Source organism: uncultured Streptococcus sp. (assembly GCF_963536705.1).
Classification (GTDB): Bacteria; Bacillota; Bacilli; order Lactobacillales; family Streptococcaceae; genus Streptococcus.
In genome coordinates this window covers 1-23,256 of record NZ_CAUTAP010000022.1, presented here as the reverse complement: position 1 = coordinate 23,256, position 23,256 = coordinate 1, and the positions used below count along the sequence as shown (strand labels likewise).

Sequence of the window (23,256 nt, the reverse complement as noted above, 5' to 3'; positions counted from 1 at the left end):
GGAGAATATGACAGTATATAACATCAACTTAGGCATTGGCTGGGCCAGCAGCGGTGTAGAATACGCCCAAGCTTATCGGGCCCAGCTTCTGCGCAGGATCCAGCAGCCGGCTAAGTTTATCTTTATGGATATGATTTTAGCGGATAATATTCAGCATCTGACGGAAAATATTGGTTTTCTGGATGAGGAAGTTATCTGGCTTTATAATTACTTTACTGATATCAAGATTGCACCGACGACGGTGACGCTGGATCAGGTGTTGGCTCAAGTCGCAGGTCAGCCGGAGCGCTCGGAGAGAGAGGGCAAGATTGTCCGTTATTTCTATCCGCAGGATGATCAGTTTATCACTTGCTATCTGCGGCAGGAAGACCAGGACTTTGTGGAGCATGTGGAGTATGTCTCGCGGGGGAGATTGATTCGCAAGGATTATTTCTCCTATGTCCGCTATGCCAGCGAGTACTTTGCACCCCATAATGACGCTGCAACCCTCTACCAGCGCCGCTTCTACAATGAAGACGGTAGTGTCGCTTATGATATGCTGATTGATGATGGTCAGGAAGTGCTCTATCGTTTTCCAGACCGGATTTTCTATTCCAAGGCTGAGCTGGTTCGTTATTTTCTCCAGTGTTTGCAGCTGCAGGCAGATGATGTGGTCATCTTGGATAGGGAGACAGGGATTGGTCAGGTTGTCTTTGAAGAGAGCCAGAAGGCTAAGCTAGGAGTAGTGGTCCATGCGGAGCATTTTAGTGAAAATGCCAGCAGCGATGACTACATTCTCTGGAACAATTTCTATGACTACCAGTTTACTAATGCAGATAAGGTGGACTTTTTCATCGTGGCAACAGAGGCTCAGAAAACGATTCTAGAGCAGCAGTTCCAGCATTACTCGAACAAGCAGCCTAAGATTGTCACCATACCGGTAGGGAGTCTGGACCAATTGACTTATCTCAAAGAGCCTCGCAAGCCTTTCTCTATGATTACGGCTTCGCGTCTTGCTACAGAAAAGCATATTGATTGGCTAGTGGCAGCGACTGTCCAAGCCCATGCCCAGCTGCCTGAGCTGACTCTGGATATTTACGGTAAGGGGGGCGAAGAGGAGAAGCTGCGCCGCAGGATTGAGGAAGCAGGAGCTCAGGACTACATTCGACTCAAAGGGCATTCAGATTTAAGTCAGATTTATGCAGGCTATGAGCTTTATCTGACGGCTTCAACCAGCGAAGGCTTTGGTTTGACTCTTATGGAAGCAGTTGGCTCCGGTCTGCCCCTCATCGGATTTGATGTCCGCTATGGCAATCAGACTTTTATCGATGATGGTAAAAATGGTTATCTGCTGCCGGTCAGTTCCAATCAGGTCGAGGACCAGATTATTGCTGCTTTTGTGGAGAAAATAATAGCTCTCTTTAGTCAAGGACGCCAGCAGGAGATGAGCCAACACTCTTATCAAGTGGCAGAGAATTATTTGACCAGCCGAGTTGAAGCGGCTTGGTCCCAGCTTTTAAAGGAGGTCAGAGATGATTCAGCTCTTTGATTATTACAATCAGGAAACCCAGGATCTGCATGATTCCCTCCTTGCAGCTGGCTATGACTGTCCGACCATTGTCATTGAGGCCAATGGCTTTCTGCCGGATGACATGATCTCCCCCTATACTTACTTTCTGGGGGATGAAGAGGGAGCAGACCACCCTCTCTTTTTCAATCAAGTGCCAGTGCCACCTTTCTGGGAAATCACAGGTGACCATCAGTCGGCGCGTGTCAGTGACATGGGAGAAGAAAGGGCACGGATTCATTATGCCAGTCAAGCCAAGGGCCGGCTGGTCAAGCAGGTGGATTGGCTGGATAAAAAAGGCCAGCTGCGACTGAGTGAGCGCTATAATAAGCAAGGCCGCTGCTTTGCCAAAACAGCCTATAAATCAGGACAGGAAGCTTTCAACACAACCTATTACAGCACTGATGGTCAGGAGCGTATCGTGGAAAATCATGCTACCGGTGACATCATCCTGACTCTGGACCAAGAGCCCTTGCGAATTTTTAAAAGCCGAGTGGATTTTATCCGTTTCTTCTTGGAACGGCTAGACTTTGACTTGGATCACATTCTCTTTAATTCGCTGGCCTATTCTTTCCTAGTTTCTCACAGCTTGACGGGTCGAGCTGGACAGGACATTCTCTTTTGGCAGGAGCCCCTGTATGACGAGCTTCCGGGCAATATGCAGTTGATTCTGGACAATAGTCAGCTGCGGGCGCAGACCATTGTCATTCCAGACTTGGCGACCTATGAAAAGGCCATGAGTTTGGCTGTAGCTGACCAGCAGCAGAAGTTCCTGCATCTAGGCTATCATTATGATTTCAAGCGGGACAACTTCCTACGAAAAGATGCTTTAATCCTGACCCACTCGGATCAGATTGAAGGCTTAGAGACCTTGGTTCAGGCCTTGCCGCAGGTGGTCTTTCGCATTGCTGCCCTTACGGAAATGTCGCCCAAGCTCTTGTCTATGCTGTCCTATAAGAATGTCGTTCTTTATCAAAATGCCAGTCTCAAGCAGATTGAGCAGCTCTACTTGGAATCAGACATCTATCTGGATATCAATCACGGCGGTCAGGTCCTGCAGGCAGTGCGCAAGGCTTTTGAGAATAATCTCTTAATTCTAGGCTTTGAGCAGACCCTGCATGACAGACACTACATTGCCCAGCAGCATATTTTCGACAGCAGCCAGCCTGCTCAACTGGCATCAAGTTTGGAAGAAGCCTTATCTGGTGTCGAGCAGATGCGGTCAGCCTTGCAAGCACAAGGCCGACATGCCAACGATGTGCCAGTCAGTCTTTATCAGGAGACTCTCCAAGGCGTACTAGGAGGTCAGCATGGCTAAAAAAGATTTATTTCATAAGGATATTGAGGGGCGGTTAGATGAGCTCAAGCATGGCAAGCCCAAGAAAGAAAAGGCCAGCTTGGGTGAAAATCTCAACAAGGCCTTTGTCATCGCCTTGGGCTTGATGATCTTGATTGGTTTGATTTTTACATTGATTGGAGCCTTGAGGAAATAAAATGCAAACAATATTGATTACACTTACCATTGTAGCAGCTCTTGTCTTGATTTTGCTGGTTGGTCTTCTTCCCAGAGAGAGCCAGCAATTTTACAGAGACACCAATACATCAATCGGCAAGTCAGGCTACTGGGAAACTCACTTCGCAAAGAAAATTCTAGTTCTTTTGGCAAGCCTTGCTCTGATTGTGCTTATGATTTTCTTTATGATTCAATCCCTTTAGTATCTGTTTAGGTAGCGAAGCTGTTCTGACGACTGCTAAAAAAGAAAGACCCTCTATTGCAGACAATGGAGGGAATTTTTATAGGCTGATTTTTTATGTAAAGGTTTTAATTTCTGAAAGCACCTTGATATTTTTCTGAAAAGGAGTAAACTGGATATACTAGTGATGGAGGTTTGGTATGAAATTATACGTTCAGTTGATGATTATTTTTATGATTTCCCTCGTTGGAGAAGGGATTTCAAGTGTTTTCCACCTACCTGTCCCGGGTAGTATCATTGGTCTGGTCTTGCTGTTTTTGGCTCTGCAGTTCAAGCTCCTGCGCCTGCGTCATATCAGCATGGTTGGCAATTTTCTTTTGGCAAATATGACCATTCTTTTTCTGCCTCCAGCAGTTGGTATCATGGATAAATTTCAGGTCATTGCACCTTATCTACTGCCGATTATTTTGATTGTTTTAGGAGCGATTGTGCTCAATGTCTGCGTGATTGCAGTTGTGGTGCAGCTGATTAAGACTCGTTTTGAAGGAGATTATGAGGAAGGAGACGCCAGCAATGTCTGAATTATGGAGCAACCCTCTCTTTGGCCTTGCCTTGTCTATCTTGGCCTATCTGTTCGGCCTATTGATTTTTCGGAGATTTCCTCATCCCTTGACAACTCCTTTGCTGATTGCAGCAGTTTTGGTTATTGCTTTTTTAAAATTAACCGGTATTTCCTACAATGATTACTATGTCGGCGGCTCCTATTTAAACAACCTAATTGTGCCATCTACGGTTGCTTTGGGGATTCCGCTTTACAAGACTTTTCATTTGATGAAGCACCATGCACGCAGTATTTTGATTGGGACCTTTGCGGCGGTTGTAGTCAATACTAGCTTTACTGCTCTGTTGGCTAAGTTTTTCGGCATGGATTTCTTTCTGGCTGTATCTCTTTTTCCGAAATCTGTCACAACGGCCATGGCTGTCGGTATTACAGACAAGCTGCAAGGGCTTGCTACAGTGACATTAGTGGTGGTGGTTGCGACGGGAATTCTGACCAGTGTCTTGGGGCCAACGCTTCTTAAGCTCTTAAGAATCACAGATCCAGTAGCTATCGGTCTAGCTTTAGGGGGAACCGGCCATGCAGTAGGAACGGGAACTGCCTTTAAATACGGCCAGGTCGCAGGAGCTATGGCAGGACTTGCGATTGGCGTGACTGGACTCATGTACGTACTGGTCAGCCCCATCGTGGCAGCCATTATTCTGAAGTAAAAATAAACGAGGTTGAAACGTTTTGTTTCAACCTTGTTTTGTTTATTGGAGATTTAGTTTGTTTTTTACAATGACATAGATTGTAAAATAGAAACCAAAAATTTTGACCAGTTCAAAGACGATTCGGATAATAAGAAAGACATCTAGCATCTGTTCAAAGTCCATAGTGGAGTAACTATAATTGTATAAACCAAATAGTCCATATGGGTCAAAGGAATTAGGTAAGAAGATTGACAGGACCGCTAGAACACTCCAAATCAAAAATCCGAAAAGCACAGCCATCATAATCCGATTCTTCTTAAATAGCTGTCCGACTGAGATTGCTAGATAAAAGAAGAGGATACCAGAAAGGATTTGAAGGAGATTAAGGAAGCCGTATTTGACAATCCAAAGCCACAGATTTGGGATTTCGCCAATATATTTAAAAAACTCATTAAATGAATAGCCTGTAATAGGGAGGGCAATGCCAAAAATGACAAGGCCGCTAATAAACATGATCAGCATACACAAGAGGGTCCAAACAAAGGCGGAAAGAAGCTTGGACAGAAGAATCTGGTGCGGCGTAACCGGCAAGGTCCAGGTCAGGTAGCCCTCTCGCCCAAAGACATTTTTATAAAACCGACGGATAATAATGATGGTATTGGACAAAAAGACAGCGCAGGATGCAGAAAAAAGCAAGAGGAAGAGTAGGTATAAAGTGACAATAACACCACTAGTAGCCATTGGGTAGTCACTATAGCGTTCCATGACCTCCGGTCTCAAGCTGCTGCCAGTTATGAATCCCATCAAGATAGATAGAGTGAGAAGAATGGCAAAGGTGATACAATACCATTTGTAATTAGACTTAAAGTCGTATTTAAACAGTTTTCCAAACATATAATGAAGACCTCCTAATAAAAGCGAAACTGGCTGCGGAAGAGATTATCAATGGATTGATTGTACTGTTGACGCAGCTGATTAGCATTTTCATGCAAAAAGATCTGACCTTGGTTAATCAGGATTACTTCATCCAAGATTGGCTCAATATCCGCAATCAAGTGGGTGGAAATGATAACAGAAGACTGAGGCGTGCGATTTTGGATGATGGTCTGCAGGATATAGTCACGAGCAGCCGGATCGACACCACCGATAGGCTCGTCTAGGATATACAGTTCCGCATGGCGGCTCATGACCAAAATGAGCTGCATTTTTTCCTTGTTTCCTTTTGAAAGGCTTCCGATGCGCGCTTGAGGATCGATATGAAGATCCTTTAGAAGCTGCATGGCTTTCGCGCTGTCAAAATTATCATAAAAATCTTGGAAATATTTTACAGCTTCGATTACTTTGGAGCTGTCGCTTAGATAAGTCGTATCTGGTAGATAGGAAACGATTCTTTTGGTATCAGGAGAAGGTTTGACGCCTTTGAGATAAATATGGCCAGAGGTAGGCTGCAAGAGACCATTGATAAGCTTGATAATAGTTGTCTTGCCGCTGCCATTAGGACCTAGAAGTCCGATGATTCTGCCAGGTTGGATGTTTAAACTCACATCATACAGGGCGGGTGCGTCGCCATAATTTTTATGGACATGGTCAAGATAGACCAGAGGATACTGATTCATACATGTCTCCTTTATTTTCTTCAATTTACAATTATTATACCTTTTCCTTAGGAAAATGGCAAAGAAAGCCGGAAAGGGTGAATGGAATCTCTCTGTTCAGTCAAACTCCTATTTCCCTCATTCAGTGAATTGAGGTATAATAGTTATAAGAAGAAGCAAAGCATGTTCAAGGAGAAAAATGTGGTGATACAACTTGATACCAAGACTGTTTACAGTTTTATGGATAGCTTGATCCCGATAAAGAAATATGTGCAAAAAGCCAAGGAGTTAGGATACAGTCATCTGGGCATGATGGATGTGGACAATCTCTATGGAGCCTATCATTTCTTAGAGGAAGCCGAATCTGCGGGTCTGCAGCCGCTTTTAGGCTTGGATCTGAGTCTGATCAAGGCAGAGAAGGAGCTTCATCTCCGTCTGCTGGCCTTAGACAGTCAGGGCTATCGCAATCTGATGAAAGTCTCGACTCTCAAGATGATGGGACAAAAAAACTGGGAAGATTTCCAGCATCTCTTTAAGGGATTGGCTGTGATTGTTCCTGCTTTTGACGGAGTAGCAGATCTGGATTTGGGGTTGGATTTTTATGTTGGTGTCTTTCCAGCAACGCCCAAGCAGGAGTTCGGTCGGCCAACCCTGCCCCTGCATACTGTCCGATATTTTGATAGGGGGGATTTGGAGACCTTGCAGATGCTCCGAGCTATTCGAGAAAATGCCAGCCTGCGGGAGATTGGCAGCCTTCCCAATCATGAGTTTTTGCTGGCACCAGATGCTCTGGCAGGAGCTTTTAAGGAAACTTTCCCAGAGAGTTTGGCTAATCTTGAGAAGCTAGTCCGTCATGTTCACTATGATATCAATAGGGAGTTGAAACTGCCCCGCTTTAATCGGGAACGTCCTGCCGTGGAAGAGCTGCGGGAGCGCTCCGAAGCTGGCTTGCAAAAACACGCTTTAACGGGTAAACTTTATCAGGAACGGCTGGACCAGGAGCTGGATGTCATTCATCAGATGGGCTTTGATGATTATTTTCTCATTGTCTGGGATTTGCTGCGCTTTGGTCGCAGTCAGGGCTATTATATGGGCATGGGCCGAGGATCTGCTGTTGGCAGTCTGGTGGCATATGCCTTGGAGATTACTGGGATTGACCCAGTCAAGAATAACCTGCTCTTTGAGCGCTTTCTAAATCTAGAGCGCTATACCATGCCCGACATTGATATCGATATTCCTGATGTTTACCGGCCAGAGTTTATCCGCTATGTTCGTGACCGCTATGGCAGTATGCATGCGGCTCAGATTGTGACCTATTCTACCTTCGGAGCCAAGCAGGCCATTCGCGATGTTTTCAAGCGTTTTGGTCTGCAAGAGTATGAGCTGACCAATATTACCAAGAAAATCCGCTTCGGGGATAGTCTGATATCTGCTTATGAGAAAAATATGGCCTTTCGTCAGATTATCAACAGTAAGCTAGAATATCAAAAGGCCTTTGATATTGCTAAAAAAATTGAAGGTCATCCCCGTCAGACTTCTATCCATGCAGCCGGCGTTGTGATGAGCGACAATGACCTGACAGACCAGATACCGCTCAAATACGGTGAGGACATGTATATCACCCAATATGATGCCCACGGTGTGGAGAGCAACGGTCTGCTCAAGATGGACTTTCTGGGCTTGCGCAATCTGACCTTTGTCCAGCGGATGAAAGAAGCAACCCTGAAAAAATATGAGGTAGATATTGAGATTGCAGACATTGACTTGGAGGATGCAGGCACTCTGAAACTCTTTGCGGCGGGCCAGACAAAGGGGATTTTCCAGTTTGAGCAGCCGGGCGCTATCAGTCTGCTCAAGCGGGTTCAGCCAGTTTGCTTTGAGGAAGTAGTGGCCACAACCTCTCTCAACCGTCCCGGAGCCAGTGATTATATCGACAATTTTGTCAAAAGAAAGCATGGACTGGAGCAGGTGGAGCTGATTGATGACAGTTTGGCTGATATTTTAGCTCCGACTTATGGTATCATGCTCTACCAAGAGCAGGTTATGCAGGTAGCCCAGCGCTTTGGTGGCTTTAGTCTGGGGAAAGCCGATATTTTACGGCGGGCAATGGGAAAGAAGAGTGCTGCTGAAATGCACCGCATGCAGGAGGACTTTGTCGCAGGTGCTCTCAAACTTGGTCACTCGGAAACCAAAGCCAAGGAAGTCTTTGCTATTATGGAGAAATTTGCTGGCTATGGCTTTAACCGCAGCCACGCCTATGCCTACTCAGCTCTGGCTTTTCAGCTTGCTTACTTCAAGGCTCACTATCCAGATGTTTTCTTTGATGTCATGCTCAATTACTCTAGCAGTGACTATATCACTGATGCCCTGAGTTTTGACTTTGAAACAGCGCCCCTCAGTATCAATAATATTCCCTACCATGATAAGTTTCAGGATAAGAAGATATTTTTAGGCATGAAAAATATCAAAGGCCTGCCTAGGGATTTGGCTTACTGGATTATCGAAGAGCGACAAAATGCTGCCTTTACTGGGGTGGAAGACTTTATTCTGCGCCTGCCTCAGAATTACCATAAGATTCCGCTGCTGACTCCTCTGATTCAGCTGGGGCTCTTTGACAGTTTTGAGAAAAATCGCCAAAAAATTCTAGCCAATCTGCCTAATTTATTTGTATTTGCGGATGAGCTGGGCAGCCTCTTTGCCGATACGACTTATTCTTGGACAGAGGCTCAGGATTTCAGCGATGCTGAAAAGTTTGAGCTGGAACAGAGCATTATCGGTGTGGGGCTTAGCGATCACCCCTTGGTTAAACTGGCCAAAGAAGCGGACCAGCCCTTTAGCTGGATTAGTGATTTGACGGAAAATAGCAGAGCTAGGATTCTGGCTGAAGTCCAGTCTATTAAGACTATCCGGACCAAAAAGGGCGAGAATATGGCTTTCTTGCAGGTTTCAGATACGAAGAAAAAACTGGATGTTACCCTTTTTCCTGATACCTATCGTCAGTTGGCCGAACGTATTAAGGAGAAGGGGATTTACTACTTGACCGGCAAGGTGCAGGAACGGGATGGACGCTTACAGTTGGTCTTGTCAGATATCGAAGAAACCACTACAGAACGCTTCTGGATAAAGCTTGCGGGCCATGAACATGATCGGGAAATATCTCAGATTTTGCAGAAATACCCCGGTAATATTCCGGTTGTCCTGCGTTATGAAGATGAGAAGCGAACCATGTATGCACCGCATTTTCGAGTGGAGAAATCGGAGCAGCTGCAAGAGGAATTAAAGAATTATACTATGAAAACGATTTTTCGTTAAAAAATATGGAAAATAAGAGAATTTTCATGATGATTGTGGTATAATCTATAAGAATGTTAAAAAGAAAAAGGAGCAAAAAGCGAAATGAAACGTATTGCTGTTTTGACTAGTGGTGGTGATGCCCCTGGTATGAATGCTGCCATCCGTGCGGTTGTTCGTAAAGCAATTTCCGAAGGAATGGAAGTTTACGGTATTTATGATGGTTACGCTGGAATGGTAGCTGGCGAGATTTACCCACTTGATGCAACATCAGTTGGTGACATTATTTCTCGCGGTGGAACTTTCCTTCACTCTGCTCGTTACCCTGAGTTTGCCCAAGTTGAAGGGCAGCTGAAAGGAATTGAGCAGCTTAAAAAACATGGAATCGAAGGTGTCGTTGTTATCGGTGGAGATGGATCTTATCACGGTGCTATGCGCTTGACAGAGCACGGCTTCCCAGCTGTCGGTGTTCCAGGAACCATTGACAATGATATCGTCGGAACAGACTTCACTATCGGTTTTGATACTGCTGTTACTACAGCTATGGATGCGATTGACAAGATTCGGGATACCTCATCCAGTCACCGCCGTACTTTCGTTATCGAAGTAATGGGTCGTAATGCTGGTGATATTGCTCTTTGGGCAGGTATTGCATCTGGTGCGGACGAAATCATCGTTCCTGAAGAAGGTTTCAAGATCGAAGAAGTTGTTGAAAGCATTAAGAATGGCTATGCCAAGGGTAAGAAGCACAACATCATCGTCTTGGCTGAGGGTGTTATGTCAGCGGATGAATTTGCTGAGAAGCTGAAAGAAGCTGGTGATATGAGCGACTTGCGTGTCACAGAGCTCGGACATATCCAGCGTGGAGGCTCACCGACTGCGCGTGACCGTGTCCTTGCATCTCGTATGGGAGCACATGCTGTTAAACTGCTTAAAGAAGGTATCGGCGGAGTTGCTGTTGGAATCCGCAATGAGCAGATGGTTGAAAGCCCAATTTTGGGAACTGCTGAAGAAGGAGCACTCTTTAGCTTGACTGCTGAAGGTAAGATTGTTGTCAATAATCCGCACAAGGCTGATCTGGACTTGGCTGATCTGAACCGCAGCATCAATATTTAATTATTATTTGTTATTCAGGCCAAGAGGCCAAATAGAAGAAGGAGTTTCATACAATCATGAATAAACGTGTAAAAATCGTTGCAACATTAGGTCCTGCGGTAGAAATCCGCGGTGGTAAAAAATTCGGTGATGACGGATATTGGGGAGAAAAGCTGGATGTTGAAGCATCAGCTCAGAACATTGCTAAGCTGATTGAAGCTGGCGCAAACACATTCCGTTTCAACTTCTCACACGGTGACCATGCTGAGCAAGGAGAGCGCATGGCAACTGTTAAGCGTGCAGAAGAAATTGCTGGTCAAAAAGTTGGTTTCCTTCTTGATACAAAAGGACCAGAAATTCGTACAGAATTGTTCGAAGGCGATGCAAAAGAGTATTCATACAAAACTGGTGAAAAAATCCGTGTTGCTACTAAGCAAGGTATCAAATCTACTCGTGAAGTAATTGCTTTGAACGTTGCTGGTGGATTGGACATCTATGATGATGTTGAAGTTGGCCGTCAAGTATTGGTTGACGATGGTAAACTTGGTCTTCGTGTTGTCGCAAAAGACGATGCTACTCGTGAATTTGAAGTAGAAGTTGAAAATGACGGTATCATTGCTAAGCAAAAAGGTGTGAACATCCCTAACACTAAGATTCCTTTCCCAGCACTTGCTGAGCGTGACAATGACGATATCCGCTTTGGTCTTGAGCAAGGAATCAACTTCATCGCGATTTCATTTGTACGTACTGCAAAAGACGTCAACGAAGTTCGTGCAATCTGTGAAGAAACTGGTAATGGACACGTTCAACTGTTCGCGAAAATCGAAAACCAACAAGGTATCGATAACTTGGACGAAATCATTGAAGCTGCTGACGGTATCATGATTGCCCGTGGTGACATGGGTATCGAAGTGCCATTCGAAATGGTTCCAGTTTACCAAAAGATGATTATCACTAAGGTCAATGCAGCTGGTAAAGTGGTTATCACAGCAACTAACATGCTTGAAACCATGACAGAAAAACCACGTGCAACTCGTTCAGAAGTATCAGACGTGTTTAACGCTGTTATCGACGGAACTGACGCAACTATGCTTTCAGGTGAGTCTGCAAATGGTAAATACCCACTTGAGTCAGTAACAACAATGGCGACTATCGATAAGAACGCTCAAACCCTTCTTAACGAATATGGTCGTTTGACAACTGATAACTTTGAGCGCAACTCTAAGACTGAAGTTATGGCTTCAGCAGTTAAAGATGCTACAAACTCAATGGATATCAAGCTGGTAGTTACCCTTACTAAGACAGGTCACACAGCTCGCTTGATTTCTAAGTACCGTCCAAACGCTGATATCTTGGCTATCACTTTTGACGAATTGACTCAACGCGGTCTTATGCTGAACTGGGGTGTTATTCCAGTGACTACTGAAACTCCATCTAATACAGACGATATGTTTGAAATCGCTGAAAAGATTGCAGTTGAGCAAGGCTTGGTTGAATCAGGCGATGATATCGTTATCGTTGCTGGTGTGCCGCTTGGTGAAGCAGTTCGTACCAACACAATGCGCATCCGTACAGTACGTTAATCTAAGACAACAAAAAAGAACCGTTGATTGAAAAATCATCGGTTTTTTCTCTTGTCGAAGTGATGACTATTATCTTGTGTGGGAAGAAGGACACGTCAGCGTTTTGATTTTTGAAATAAAATTGTACCTTTGTCTATTTTGTCTAAAAATGATATAATGGTATAAAAGAGATGGGGGAGACGAATGTTAAAGAGAGATTTATTAAGAAATATCATTATTTTTTCAGTACTGGCAGCTATTATTATAGGGCTGAGAGTTTTTATTTATACGCCTTATCGGGTGACGGAGCAAGACAGCAATGCTTATTTGGCAAAGAATGACTTGGTCTTGGCGACGAGAAAGCAAGACATCAAGCGTGGAGACTTTGTTCTCTATGAAGTGGACGGCAAAGACTATGTCGGCCGGGTCATTGCCCTGGAAAAGGATCAAGTAACCTATATGGATGACCTCCTTTACCTGAACGGTCAGGTCATGTCGGAAGAATACATTGAGAAAATGCGCGAGAAGTATCTGGCTTCAGCAGGAAGTTCAGGATATTATACTCATGATTTCTCTATTATGGATTTGAAGGGCTCAAAGTCAGATAAAATTACTAAAGATACTTATCTGATTCTTAATGACCGACGGGAAAATACTAAAGATAGTCGAGAATTTGGGCTCATCAAAGCCAGTCAAATCAAGGGAGTGGTGGAGTTTCGACTTTCACCGCTTAATGAATTTGGTTTTATTAAGAATAAATAAATTGAAGTCTATTTTAAACCAAGGCAGGGCAAACCTTGGTTTTTTTCTTTGAAAATCAACTTTAAAGTTACAAGTAAACATAAAGATACTTGTTCTGATGTGGTATACTAATATCAAAAGACCGCTAAAGGAGACTGCTCTTGAAGTCAAGAAAGAAAAAATTATTATTTTTGGCTATACTTGCATTGAGTTTTCTGACTGCATGTAGCAGCATAATAAATAGAGATGGTGAAAAAATATGGATGTCAGATACAGAAATGACTGAGCTTCATAAGAAAGAGCAAAAGCTTGCACTTTATATCATTAATCATTATGAAGATGTTCAAAAAATTGAATTTGATGAATTTTCCAAGGGAAATTTATGGAAAGGGGATTCAGTTAGTCTCATAGTAAATGACACCAGTTATATCCCACATGTTTCTTTGGACTCAAAAGATGAAAACTATAATATAAATGATAGTTCTCACACTGATTCGACAGAATTGACTTTTCGTCTGAAAAAGAAAGAGAAGGTCACAAATTTTAAAGATACGGGTGAGACGGATGTTATTTACTCTGGAGAAAATGCTTGGCTGACGACTGAGGAAAAAGTAAAGGTGCGCAATCAGGAAGAGGGGCTGGCTTTATTTTTACTGAATCACTATGAAAATGTTGAAAAAATTGAATTTACAAAGATTTCAAGAAAGCCTTTTGGACAGGCAAGATATGCTGCTTTACTTGTTAATGATAAGATAAAGATTTATACCGACCTAGATGATAGCTATGACAACTATTATTTGTCTGACAATCCTGAAAAAGACGGCCTGAAAGCTAAAGAGAAACCAACAAATTTGCAAAGTCTAGATAGTATTACTGTTATTTATTATACAGGGAAATGAAGGATGTGTTGCAATGAAAAAGCCAGACTGACTTAATCATCAGACTGGTTTTTTCGTGTCTCTTGGTGAAAGATATTTTGCCATACTTCGTGGCGGCGCCAGAGGCTGGTATGGATAACACCGTCCATTTCATAGCGGATGAGCTTGGTTTTCTGGCTGACAGAGAGCAGTTCAAAGTTTTTGATAGGTGTTTTTGAGGCTCTTTCTGCCAGAAATTCAGCCTTGTTCAGCTGTCGGCCATCTTGGGAAATGTAGAGAAATTCGGCGGACAGAAGTGTATCCAGTTGGCTGCCTTGCTCCACGAGCTGTTCACGCATGAGCAGGTTTGGGTAAAGATTGTCCAGCGTCTCATCCTCGGGAATGGGAGCGGGCTCAATATGAATATCAATGTCAAAGACTCCGAAGCGCTCCATAAGCATATCCTCAACTTGGTCCGCAATCTCATGGCTTTCAAAAACAGATAAATCTGGATTCATTTCCAAGATAATATCTAGATAGATATTACTGCCATAGGTCCGGCCGCGCTGTGACTTGACCTGAGTGATTTTAGGAATTTCCAGGATAGCTTGCTTATAGTCTTGGAGCAGGCTTTCATCAAATCCGTCGGACAGGCTGAAGGAAGATTCCATAAAGATATCATAGGCCGTCTTGAGAATGAAGAAGGTAATGATAATGGCTGCTAGCTTATCAACGATTGGGAAATTAAAGGCGCTGGCAATGATAGCAACTGAAGTGCCGATAGAAGTGACAGCGTCTGATAGGTTATCCTTGGCTGCGGCATCCAGAGCCTTGGAGTGAGCTTTTTTAGCCAGTGTTTTATTGTAAAAATAAACACCTAACATAATGATTGCCGAGATGATTCCGACCACGGCACCAACTGGGTCAATCTTAGTCTCTTGGTTGGAGATGATTTTCTGAATGGTCTCAATCAGGACATCAAATCCAACGAAAAACATGATAAAAGATGTGATGAGACTGGCCAAATCTTCTATCTTCCAATGGCCGAAGCGATGGTCACGGTCGGCTGGTTTTCTAGCCATACGCAGGCCAATTAAAACGGCGATATTAGCCACGATATCAGAGACGTTGTTAAAGCCGTCGGCCGTCAGACTGGAGGACTGGAGGGTCGAGCCTGCGATAATCTTGACCGCGGAGAGAATCAGATAGGTAGCGATGGACAGGATGGCTCCTCTCTCCGCTAGTTTCAGATTGTTACTAGGATTTTTCATGACAGCCTTTCTTTCTGAGTGGGACAGCAGAATGGAAAAGAGACTTGCGAAAAAATGTCATTTATGGACAGATGCTCTAAGTCTCATATGGGCATATTATAGCAAAAATAGGATTGATTTTCAATTTGAGTTGGGCTTGGGGTGCCTTAAATGACTTTGTCGAAAATCTAACCTAAAATCAGAAATTCCTCTTCTTTCTGGTTTAGCTTCATCAGGATTTTTGTTATAATAGTAGCATTGACTTTGAAAGAGGAAGAAAAATGCATCCTTTATTAAACGGTATGAATGACCGTCAGGCTGAGGCGGTTCAGACAACAGAAGGGCCTTTGCTGATTATGGCGGGAGCTGGATCGGGTAAGACCCGTGTCCTGACCCACCGCATTGCCTATTTGATTGATGAGAAGATGGTCAATCCTTGGAATATCCTTGCCATTACCTTTACCAATAAGGCGGCGCGGGAGATGAGAGAACGGGCTGAAAAACTTAAAACGGAAGCTCAAGATTGCTTAATCGCTACCTTCCACTCCATGTGTGTACGCATTCTGCGGCGAGAAGCAGATCATATTGGCTACAACCGCAACTTTACTATCGTTGATCCAGGTGAGCAGCGGACTCTGATGAAACGGATTCTCAAAAATCTCAATCTGGATCCTAAAAAGTGGAATGAGCGCGCCATTCTTGGGTCTATTTCCAATGCTAAGAACGACCTGATTGATGAGGTGGCCTATGCAAATCTAGCTGATGATATGTATACAGAAATTGTGGCCAAGTGCTACACAGCCTATCAAAAGGAATTGCGCCAGTCTGAGGCTATGGACTTTGACGATTTGATTATGCTGACCCTGCGGCTTTTTGATCAAAATCCTGATGTTCTGACCTACTACCAGCAACGTTACCAGTATATCCATGTGGATGAGTACCAGGATACCAACCATGCTCAGTATCAGCTGGTCAAGCTCTTGGCTTCCCGCTTTAAGAATATTTGCGTAGTCGGAGATGCTGACCAGTCTATCTATGGCTGGCGGGGAGCCGATATGCAGAATATCCTGGACTTTGAAAAGGATTATCCAGAAGCTAAGGTAGTCCTGCTTGAGGAAAATTATCGCTCTACTAAGACCATCCTTCAAGCTGCTAATGAAGTCATCCGAAACAACCGCAACCGCCGTCCCAAAAATCTCTGGACTCAAAATGAAGACGGTGAGGAAATTGTCTACTATCGGGCTAATGACGAGCAGGACGAAGCTCTCTTTGTCGCCCGAACTATTGATCAGCTGAGCCGAGAAGGTTACAGTCATAAGGATTTTGCAGTTCTTTACCGGACCAATGCCCAGTCACGGACGGTGGAAGAAGCCCTGCTCAAGTCCAATATTCCCTATACCATGGTCGGTGGAACCAAGTTCTACAGCCGTAAGGAAATCCGCGATGTTATTTCTTATCTCAATCTCATCGCCAATCCTAGCGACAATATCAGCTATGAGCGCGTGGCCAATGAGCCTAAGCGTGGTGTTGGACCAGGAACGGTGGAGAAAATTCGAGATTTTGCGTCCAGTCAGGAAATGTCTTTACTGGATGCGTCGGCCAATATCCTGCTGTCGCCAGTCAAGGGCAAGGCGGCTCAGGCGGTCTATGAATTTGCCAATATACTTCTGGATTTGCGGGAGTGCTTGGACGACTATACAGTGACGGAGCTGGTAGAGGCTGTATTGGAAAAGACAGGATATGCTGCGGTCTTAGCCGCGCAAGCAACTTTGGAAAGCCAGGCTCGGATTGAAAATATCGAAGAATTCCTGTCTGTAACCAAGAACTTTGATGAAAGTCCAGATAATCCTGCTGATGAATCTGGTCTTGATAAGCTCAGCCGTTTTCTCAATGACTTAGCCTTGATTGCAGACACAGATGACGGAGATACGGAGAGTTCCGAAGTGACTCTGATGACCCTCCACGCGGCCAAGGGATTGGAATTTCCGGTCGTCTTTCTGGTTGGTATGGAGGAAAATGTCTTCCCTCTAAGTCGGGCGTCTGAAGATGAGGATGAGTTGGAAGAGGAACGGCGTCTAGCTTACGTTGGCATCACCCGAGCAGAGAAGATTCTCTATCTGACCAACGCCAATTCCCGTATGCTTTATGGTAAAACCAACTATAATCAGCCGACCCGATTCCTGAGAGAAATCAGCTCAGACTTGCTAGACTATCAGGGACTGGCTCGACCGTCAAATAGCTCCTTTAAGGTTAGTTATACCAATAGTGATACCAGTCAATTCGGTCAAGGCATGAGTCTGGCCCAGGCTCTACAAGAGCGGAAACGTCAGGCGGCTCCTAGTTCTATTTCTACAGGCACTCTGCCTTTTGGAAAGAGCAGTCAGAGCCAGCCTTCTAAGCCGGAAGTTGCTTGGGCTATCGGAGATATTGCCCACCATAAGAAATGGGGCGATGGGACAGTTCTAGCAGTCTCTGGCAGCGGCAACAGCCAAGAGCTCAAGATTAATTTCCCAGAAGTCGGTCTGAAGAAAGTGCTGGCCAGCATAGCACCGATTGAGAAAAAATCATGATGAGGCAGTCGATTGAAGCCTGGATCTATCATCCAGAGGAGCGAGAAATCCTGCTCTTGAAAGTGGAAGCTGAGAAAGTTTCCTTTTGGCAGCCCATTACTGGTGGGATTGAGAGTGGTGAGAGTCCAGAAGAGGCCTGCCTTCGTGAAATAAAAGAAGAGACCGGCTTGCTCTTAGCTTATTCAAATCTGACTAGTCTTGGAGATTTTATGGTAAAGATTGATGAAAATCTGACTATCCACAAAGATCTCTTTCTAGTTCTGACAGAGCAGAAGTACATCCTGGTTTCTGATGAGCATGTAGGAGCTCAGTGGGTAGCTTTAGAAAAAGTTTCGTCGCAGTTGTACTGGCCCAGCAATCAGGCGACTTTTGAGATTATAAAAGAGAAGCTATAAGATATAGCTTCTCTTTATTTCTTTTGATAAGGAAATTCTATTAGTCAAGCGAGCCGTTTAGTGGTAGACTTATCACATAACTATAGTGAGGTAAACTTATGACACGTGAATTTAAATTTGAAACCCTGCAACTTCATTCTGGACAGACAGTTGACCCGACAACCAAGTCCCGGGCTCTGCCTATTTATCAGACAACTTCCTATGTGTTTGACGATACTCAGGAGGGTGAAGATCTTTTTGCCCTACGCAAACCGGGCAATATCTACACTCGGATTACCAATCCGACCCTGTCTGCTTTTGAGGAGCGGATTGCGGCTTTGGAGGGTGGAATCGGAGCACTAGCGACAGCTTCTGGTATGGCGGCCCTTACCTATACCGTTCTAGCTTTGGCGCATGCTGGCGACCATGTAGTAGCAGCCTCTACCATCTACGGCGGTACCTTTAATCTGCTCAAGGAAACCCTGCCTCGCTATGGCATTACCACGACTTTTGTCGATATTGAAAATCTGGCTGAAGTAGAGGCAGCCATTCAGGACAATACCAAGCTGGTTCTGATTGAAAGTTTGGGCAATCCTCTGATTAATATTCCTGACTTTGAAGCTTTGGCAGAGCTGGTTCATGCTCACAAGATTCCGTTGATTTCCGACAATACCTTTGCTACTCCTTATCTGATCAATGTCTTTTCTCATGGAGTGGACATTGCGGTTCATTCTGCGACCAAGTTTATCGGCGGTCACGGAACCAGTATCGGAGGTGTAATTGTGGACAGCGGTCGCTTCGACTGGGAAGCTTCTGGCAAGTTTCCGCAGTTTGTGGATCCAGACCCGAGCTATCATGACATCAGTTATACGCGCGATGTCGGAGCAGCAGCTTTTGTCACTGCTGTCCGGACCCAGCTCTTGCGCGATACGGGCGCAGCCATGTCCCCCTTCAATGCCTTTCTCTTCCTGCAGGGGTTGGAAACTCTCTCTTTGCGTGTAGAGCGCCATGTGTCCAATGCCGAGAAGATTGTAGATTTCCTAGCAGAGCATCCTAAGGTTGAGCAGGTCAATTATCCCAAGCTCGCTGGCAGTCCTTACCATGCTTTGGCAGAAAAATATTTCCCTAAAGGTGTGGGCTCTATTTTCACCTTTAATGTCAAAGGTGGAGAGAAAGAAGCTCGTAAGGTTATTGACAGCTTAGAGATTTTCTCTGACTTGGCCAATGTAGCAGATGCTAAGTCCCTGGTCGTCCATCCAGCTACGACGACTCACGGTCAGATGTCACCAGAAGCTCAGCTGGCAGCAGGCATTACACCAAATCAAATTCGTCTCTCTATCGGCTTGGAAAATGTGGATGACTTGATAGAGGATCTAAAGCTAGCCTTGGAATCTATCTAATTTTCAATGCCTCTAGACTGAGCAAATAAGAATAAAACTAGGTTGGAAATAAGCTGCACCCCAAAAGCTAGATTTTTTGTGTCTAACTTTTAGGGTGCAGTGCATTTCGCCTAGTTTTTTGTTATAATAGGATGAAATATATAAAAATAGTAGGAGATTAAAATGACAATTTCGGTGATTGTTCCGTGTTTCAATGAAGAAGAGTCTATTCCTCTGTTTCATGAAGCCATGGAAGCGGTCAAATATCAAATCCGTGACCAGTTTGAATATATTTTTGTCAATGACGGATCGACGGATCGGACCTTGGCTGTTTTACGTGAGCTCAGCAGTCGCTGTCCAGATGTGCACTATCTGTCCTTTTCTCGCAATTTCGGAAAAGAAGGAGCTCTATATGCTGGTTTGCAAGAGGCGAGTGGGGATTTTGTGACGGTAATGGATGTGGACTTGCAGGATCCGCCAGAGCTCCTGATTGAGATGAAGGCTATGCTGGACTCGAATCCTGAGCTGGACTGTGTGGGGACCCGTCGTACTACCCGAGAGGGAGAGCCGCCTATCCGAAGCTTTTTTGCCAATTTGTTTTACAAGTTGATAAACAAGATTAGTCAGGTAGAGATGGTGGATGGTGCGCGTGACTTTCGACTGATGCGCTGCCAGATGGTAGAAGCTATTCTGGAAGTTTCAGAGTACAATCGCTTCTCCAAGGGAATTTTTGCCTGGGTTGGCTTCAATACCGAGTACTTAGAATACAAAAATGTTGAACGAGTAGCTGGTAAGACCTCTTGGAATTTCTGGTCCCTATTCAACTATTCTTTGGAAGGCATCGTTAATTTCTCTGATGCGCCGCTCAACATCGCCTTTTTAGGAGGTATCCTGTCTTGGATTTTAGCCTTCATCCTGATGGCAGTGATTATTATTCGCACCTTGGTTTTTGGTGACCCGACATCGGGTTGGCCGTCTCTTATGACTGTCATTCTCCTTATCGGCGGCTTCCAGCTGCTGACCATCGGCATACTGGGTAAATACATTGGTAAAATATTTATGGAAACCAAGCATCGGCCGATTTATGTGATTAAGGAGAAGAGTAAATGATTTTCCAGAAACGTTTTTCTGATTTTAAAAACTATCTTCTTTTAAATAAATCGTCTGCCCTAGTTATTTTTATTATTTATTCAGTAGTCAATATTAATATCGGTTTAGCTGAGTATCTCTATATTGATGATATTGGAAGACAATTACAAGGCTATTCAAAATTCTCTGAACATTATTCAAGATATTTAAGTGAGTATTCCGCTCGTTTAATACAAGGTGGGGATCATCTGACAGAACTAGGCTTGACTTCAAATATTCTGTCAGCTTGTTTTTTAACTTTAGCGAGTTTAATTTTATTATTTGTCTTATATCCCAATAAGAAAATTTCTTTTATAACAGCATCTGTTTCAACTATTATAGGGATTAATCCGTGGTTTTTAGAGCCATTAAGTTTTAGATTTGACAATCCTTTTATGACTTTAAGTATATTAGTTTCTATCATTCCATTTATTTTCTGGGATAATAAAAAAATATTTGGAGTTATGTCAGTTGTTGGTATATTCTTAATGTGCAATTCATACCAAGCTTCTTCTGGAGTGTACATTATTGTAACCATGACGCTAATATTTTTAGAATTATTGCAAGGAAGTTGTTTTAAAGAAAAAATTCCTAAAATTTTCATCTCAATGTTGTCATATGTAATTGGTTTGCTTTTATATCGTATACAAATTTTTATAAAGCCACCGATTTTTGCTGATCAAGCTGATATTCCAAAGGGATTAGAGATGATTAAAATAATTGGGGTGAATGCTACAGGATATGTGAACAATATATTTTTTCAAAGTTCAACTATCTGGGTTTTATTAACTATAATTGCTATATTTCTCTTAACTATCAGTGTGATTCGCCTATCTAGTACTAAATTCCTTTTAAACTTTATTTATATGCTGATTTGGCTAAGTTTAGGAAGTGTGTTTAGCTATGGAACCTATTTGATTTTGTCTAATCCTTATTATCTTATGAGACCAAGATATGAATATGGTTTCGGAATTTTTTTAGCGATTATCTTAATTGTTAGCTTAGAGTGCGTTGAAAAGAGTAAAATTCTACGTAGAGGAAAGTCCTTCGTCTCGGGATTATTAGTTTTTTATTTCTTATCTTTCTCTTTTACTTATGTGAGCAGTTTAAAACAACAAAATGAAATGTTCAAAGCGCAGAGCATATTGCTAGCTTCCTCTCTAAACAAGTATATTACACCCGAAAAAACAGTTATTAATGTGAATCGCTTTCTTTCTGATTCGCCAGTATTTAGCAATACAGCTTCTGTTTATCCAATGTTAAAAAGTTTGATTATGCCAAATACGAATGTTTCTTGGGATATGACATTGAGATTTAATAGCATAACGAACTTAAACGTCGATTTCAAATTAATCGATATTGCTAATATAGATTTTAGTAGTGAAAATTACACATTACTTGAAGAAACAAAGTTATATAATATTTATCTTGAAAATAATGAATTATTTGTTATCATGAAGTAGAATCTTCCTAAGAGAGAAATAAAGAAAAGATTCATTTTAATATGATTATGCATTGTTAAAGTTTATACTGTCAATTTGAAATGATGCTAAGTTTTCTGATTATCACTTGCATAATGTTGCATCATTTATATATGGAGTGTAAAAAGTATGAGATTTTTTTCCTAAAAATGACTAGAGGTATGATTCGACCAAGCAGATTTTTTCTGCTTTTTTTGTTATAATAAACTCATTAAATGTTTATGATGTGAAAGGAAAGACAAATGATTTTAATTACAGGTGCGAATGGACAGCTGGGTACAGAGCTTCGCTATCTTTTGGATGAGCGCAATGAGGAGTATGTGGCTGTTGATGTGGCGGAAATGGATATTACCAATGCCCAAATGGTGGACAAGGTCTTTGCGGAAGTTAAGCCAAGCTTGGTTTATCACTGCGCAGCTTATACTGCAGTTGATGCGGCTGAGGACGAAGGAAAAGAGCTGGACTATGCCATCAATGTTACCGGTACCGAAAATGTGGCAAAAGCTGCAGAAGCACACGGAGCGACCTTGGTCTACATCTCAACAGACTATGTCTTTGACGGACAAAAGCCTGTCGGAGAGGAATGGGAAGTAGATGACCGGCCGGATCCACAGACAGAGTATGGCCGTACCAAGCGCATGGGTGAGGAGCTGGTTGAGAAATATTCCAGCCGTTTCTATATTATCCGTACTGCCTGGGTCTTTGGTAACTACGGTAAAAACTTTGTCTTTACCATGCAAAATCTTGCTAAGACGCACAAAACTCTGACTGTAGTCAATGACCAGCATGGCCGTCCGACTTGGACTCGTACGCTGGCTGAATTTATGACTCATCTGGCTGAGAATCAAAAGGAATTTGGTTATTACCATCTGTCTAATGATGCGGCAGAGGACACAACTTGGTATGACTTTGCAGTGGAAATTCTCAAAGATACAGATGTGGAAGTCCAGCCGGTTGATTCCAGCAAGTTCCCGGTCAAGGCTAAGCGGCCTTTCAACTCAACTATGAGCCTGACCAAGGCTAAGGCGACAGGCTTTGTCATTCCGACTTGGCAGGATGCCTTAAAAGAGTTTTACAAGCAAGAGAAGAAACAGTGATTTTCTTTGAAGTTAATAATAGCGACAGAACTTAGTCTCAAACTAGGTTCTGTTTTTTTCTAGCAGACTAAAGAAACGATTTTCAGGCGCGTGCTCTGCTGGAGAAAGATTTGGCTTGAAGATGCGGGTGGGAAATGATAATGAGAAGAATTTTCCACAGATGTTATCCCCTTAAAATAAAGATGTTTCAATTTGATGAAATTCTGTGGATAACCTTTATTATTTCATTCAACTATGTTACAATGTTACTATAAATAAAATAGAAGAGGTGTGTGAATATGTCACGTAAACCACTGTCTCTTATACACATCTGACGCTGCCGACGACTTAATAGGTGTAGATCTC

General features: G+C 43.2%; 20 protein-coding genes. 17 read left to right on the top strand and 3 right to left on the bottom strand.

Annotation, left to right across the window (positions count from 1 at the left end; all coding sequences use genetic code 11):
- Positions 1 to 7 precede the first annotated feature (7 nt).
- The 6 genes from gtfA (at position 8) to RWX26_RS10685 (ending at position 4,509) form a co-directional block, all read left to right on the top strand.
- Entirely contained in the window at positions 8 to 1,528 is a 1,521-nt protein-coding gene (gene gtfA, locus RWX26_RS10710; RefSeq protein WP_314581615.1) for an accessory Sec system glycosyltransferase GtfA, read from the top strand.
- Positions 1,512 to 2,864 carry an accessory Sec system glycosylation chaperone GtfB gene (gene gtfB, locus RWX26_RS10705; RefSeq protein WP_314581612.1) on the top strand — a complete coding sequence of 451 codons (1,353 nt, stop codon included), beginning with the start codon at positions 1,512 to 1,514 and terminating at the stop codon, positions 2,862 to 2,864. Before gtfA ends, gtfB begins: the two co-directional genes overlap by 17 nt.
- Positions 2,857 to 3,039 carry an accessory secretory system protein Asp4 gene (gene asp4, locus RWX26_RS10700; RefSeq protein ID WP_002897858.1) on the top strand — a complete coding sequence of 61 codons (183 nt, stop codon included), beginning with the start codon at positions 2,857 to 2,859 and terminating at the stop codon, positions 3,037 to 3,039. Before gtfB ends, asp4 begins: the two co-directional genes overlap by 8 nt.
- Position 3,040: 1 nt before the next feature.
- A complete protein-coding gene (locus tag RWX26_RS10695; protein WP_002929966.1) occupies positions 3,041 to 3,262 on the top strand; it encodes an accessory secretory protein Asp5 in 222 nt (73 codons plus the stop codon).
- A 178-nt stretch (positions 3,263 to 3,440) separates the two neighbouring features.
- A complete protein-coding gene (locus RWX26_RS10690) occupies positions 3,441 to 3,821 on the top strand; it encodes a CidA/LrgA family protein (RefSeq protein ID WP_002900667.1) in 381 nt (126 codons plus the stop codon).
- Positions 3,814 to 4,509, top strand: coding sequence for an LrgB family protein (locus RWX26_RS10685; protein WP_314581609.1), 696 nt, complete (start codon positions 3,814 to 3,816; stop codon positions 4,507 to 4,509). Before RWX26_RS10690 ends, RWX26_RS10685 begins: the two co-directional genes overlap by 8 nt.
- 42 nt (positions 4,510 to 4,551) lie before the next feature.
- On the opposite strand, the gene RWX26_RS10680 is transcribed toward RWX26_RS10685, so the two are convergent.
- Positions 4,552 to 5,385 (bottom strand): lantibiotic ABC transporter permease, encoded by an 834-nt coding sequence (locus tag RWX26_RS10680; RefSeq protein WP_314581606.1) that lies wholly within the window; start codon positions 5,383 to 5,385, stop codon positions 4,552 to 4,554.
- 14 nt (positions 5,386 to 5,399) lie between these two features.
- Entirely contained in the window at positions 5,400 to 6,107 is a 708-nt protein-coding gene (locus tag RWX26_RS10675) for an ABC transporter ATP-binding protein (RefSeq protein WP_002900663.1), read from the bottom strand.
- Positions 6,108 to 6,287: 180 nt separating this feature from the next.
- Between RWX26_RS10675 and RWX26_RS10670 the strand changes: the two genes are divergently transcribed.
- The 5 genes from RWX26_RS10670 (at position 6,288) to RWX26_RS10650 (ending at position 13,674) form a co-directional block, all read left to right on the top strand.
- A complete protein-coding gene (locus tag RWX26_RS10670) occupies positions 6,288 to 9,398 on the top strand; it encodes a DNA polymerase III subunit alpha (protein WP_314581602.1) in 3,111 nt (1,036 codons plus the stop codon).
- 84 nt (positions 9,399 to 9,482) lie between these two features.
- Positions 9,483 to 10,493 carry a 6-phosphofructokinase gene (gene pfkA, locus RWX26_RS10665; protein WP_002895919.1) on the top strand — a complete coding sequence of 337 codons (1,011 nt, stop codon included), beginning with the start codon at positions 9,483 to 9,485 and terminating at the stop codon, positions 10,491 to 10,493.
- Between the two features lie 56 nt (positions 10,494 to 10,549).
- Complete coding sequence (gene pyk, locus RWX26_RS10660) at positions 10,550 to 12,055, top strand: pyruvate kinase (RefSeq protein ID WP_002897851.1); 1,506 nt, start codon at positions 10,550 to 10,552, stop codon at positions 12,053 to 12,055.
- Positions 12,056 to 12,238: 183 nt separating this feature from the next.
- Positions 12,239 to 12,796: a signal peptidase I gene (gene lepB / locus RWX26_RS10655; protein ID WP_223314569.1), complete on the top strand. Its 558-nt coding sequence runs from the start codon at positions 12,239 to 12,241 to the stop codon at positions 12,794 to 12,796.
- Positions 12,797 to 12,936: 140 nt separating this feature from the next.
- Positions 12,937 to 13,674 carry a hydrolase gene (locus tag RWX26_RS10650; RefSeq protein WP_314581595.1) on the top strand — a complete coding sequence of 246 codons (738 nt, stop codon included), beginning with the start codon at positions 12,937 to 12,939 and terminating at the stop codon, positions 13,672 to 13,674.
- A 32-nt stretch (positions 13,675 to 13,706) separates the two neighbouring features.
- On the opposite strand, the gene RWX26_RS10645 is transcribed toward RWX26_RS10650, so the two are convergent.
- Entirely contained in the window at positions 13,707 to 14,903 is a 1,197-nt protein-coding gene (locus RWX26_RS10645) for a cation diffusion facilitator family transporter (protein ID WP_314581592.1), read from the bottom strand.
- A gap of 260 nt (positions 14,904 to 15,163) precedes the next feature.
- Here RWX26_RS10645 and pcrA point away from each other — a divergent pair, with 260 nt between their 5' ends.
- The 6 genes from pcrA (at position 15,164) to rfbD (ending at position 22,911) form a co-directional block, all read left to right on the top strand.
- Complete coding sequence (gene pcrA, locus RWX26_RS10640; RefSeq protein ID WP_314581589.1) at positions 15,164 to 17,452, top strand: DNA helicase PcrA; 2,289 nt, start codon at positions 15,164 to 15,166, stop codon at positions 17,450 to 17,452.
- Positions 17,449 to 17,847 (top strand): NUDIX domain-containing protein, encoded by a 399-nt coding sequence (locus tag RWX26_RS10635; RefSeq protein ID WP_314581587.1) that lies wholly within the window; start codon positions 17,449 to 17,451, stop codon positions 17,845 to 17,847. Before pcrA ends, RWX26_RS10635 begins: the two co-directional genes overlap by 4 nt.
- 98 nt (positions 17,848 to 17,945) lie before the next feature.
- Complete coding sequence (locus RWX26_RS10630; RefSeq protein ID WP_314581585.1) at positions 17,946 to 19,226, top strand: O-acetylhomoserine aminocarboxypropyltransferase/cysteine synthase family protein; 1,281 nt, start codon at positions 17,946 to 17,948, stop codon at positions 19,224 to 19,226.
- Positions 19,227 to 19,388: 162 nt separating this feature from the next.
- Complete coding sequence (locus tag RWX26_RS10625; RefSeq protein WP_314581582.1) at positions 19,389 to 20,315, top strand: glycosyltransferase family 2 protein; 927 nt, start codon at positions 19,389 to 19,391, stop codon at positions 20,313 to 20,315.
- Positions 20,312 to 21,796, top strand: a complete 1,485-nt coding sequence (locus RWX26_RS10620; RefSeq protein ID WP_314581579.1) for a glucosyltransferase domain-containing protein — start codon at positions 20,312 to 20,314, stop codon at positions 21,794 to 21,796. The genes RWX26_RS10625 and RWX26_RS10620 overlap by 4 nt, the downstream gene beginning before the upstream one ends.
- Positions 21,797 to 22,056: 260 nt before the next feature.
- Positions 22,057 to 22,911, top strand: coding sequence for a dTDP-4-dehydrorhamnose reductase (rfbD, locus tag RWX26_RS10615; RefSeq protein ID WP_314581577.1), 855 nt, complete (start codon positions 22,057 to 22,059; stop codon positions 22,909 to 22,911).
- Positions 22,912 to 23,256 lie beyond the last annotated feature (345 nt).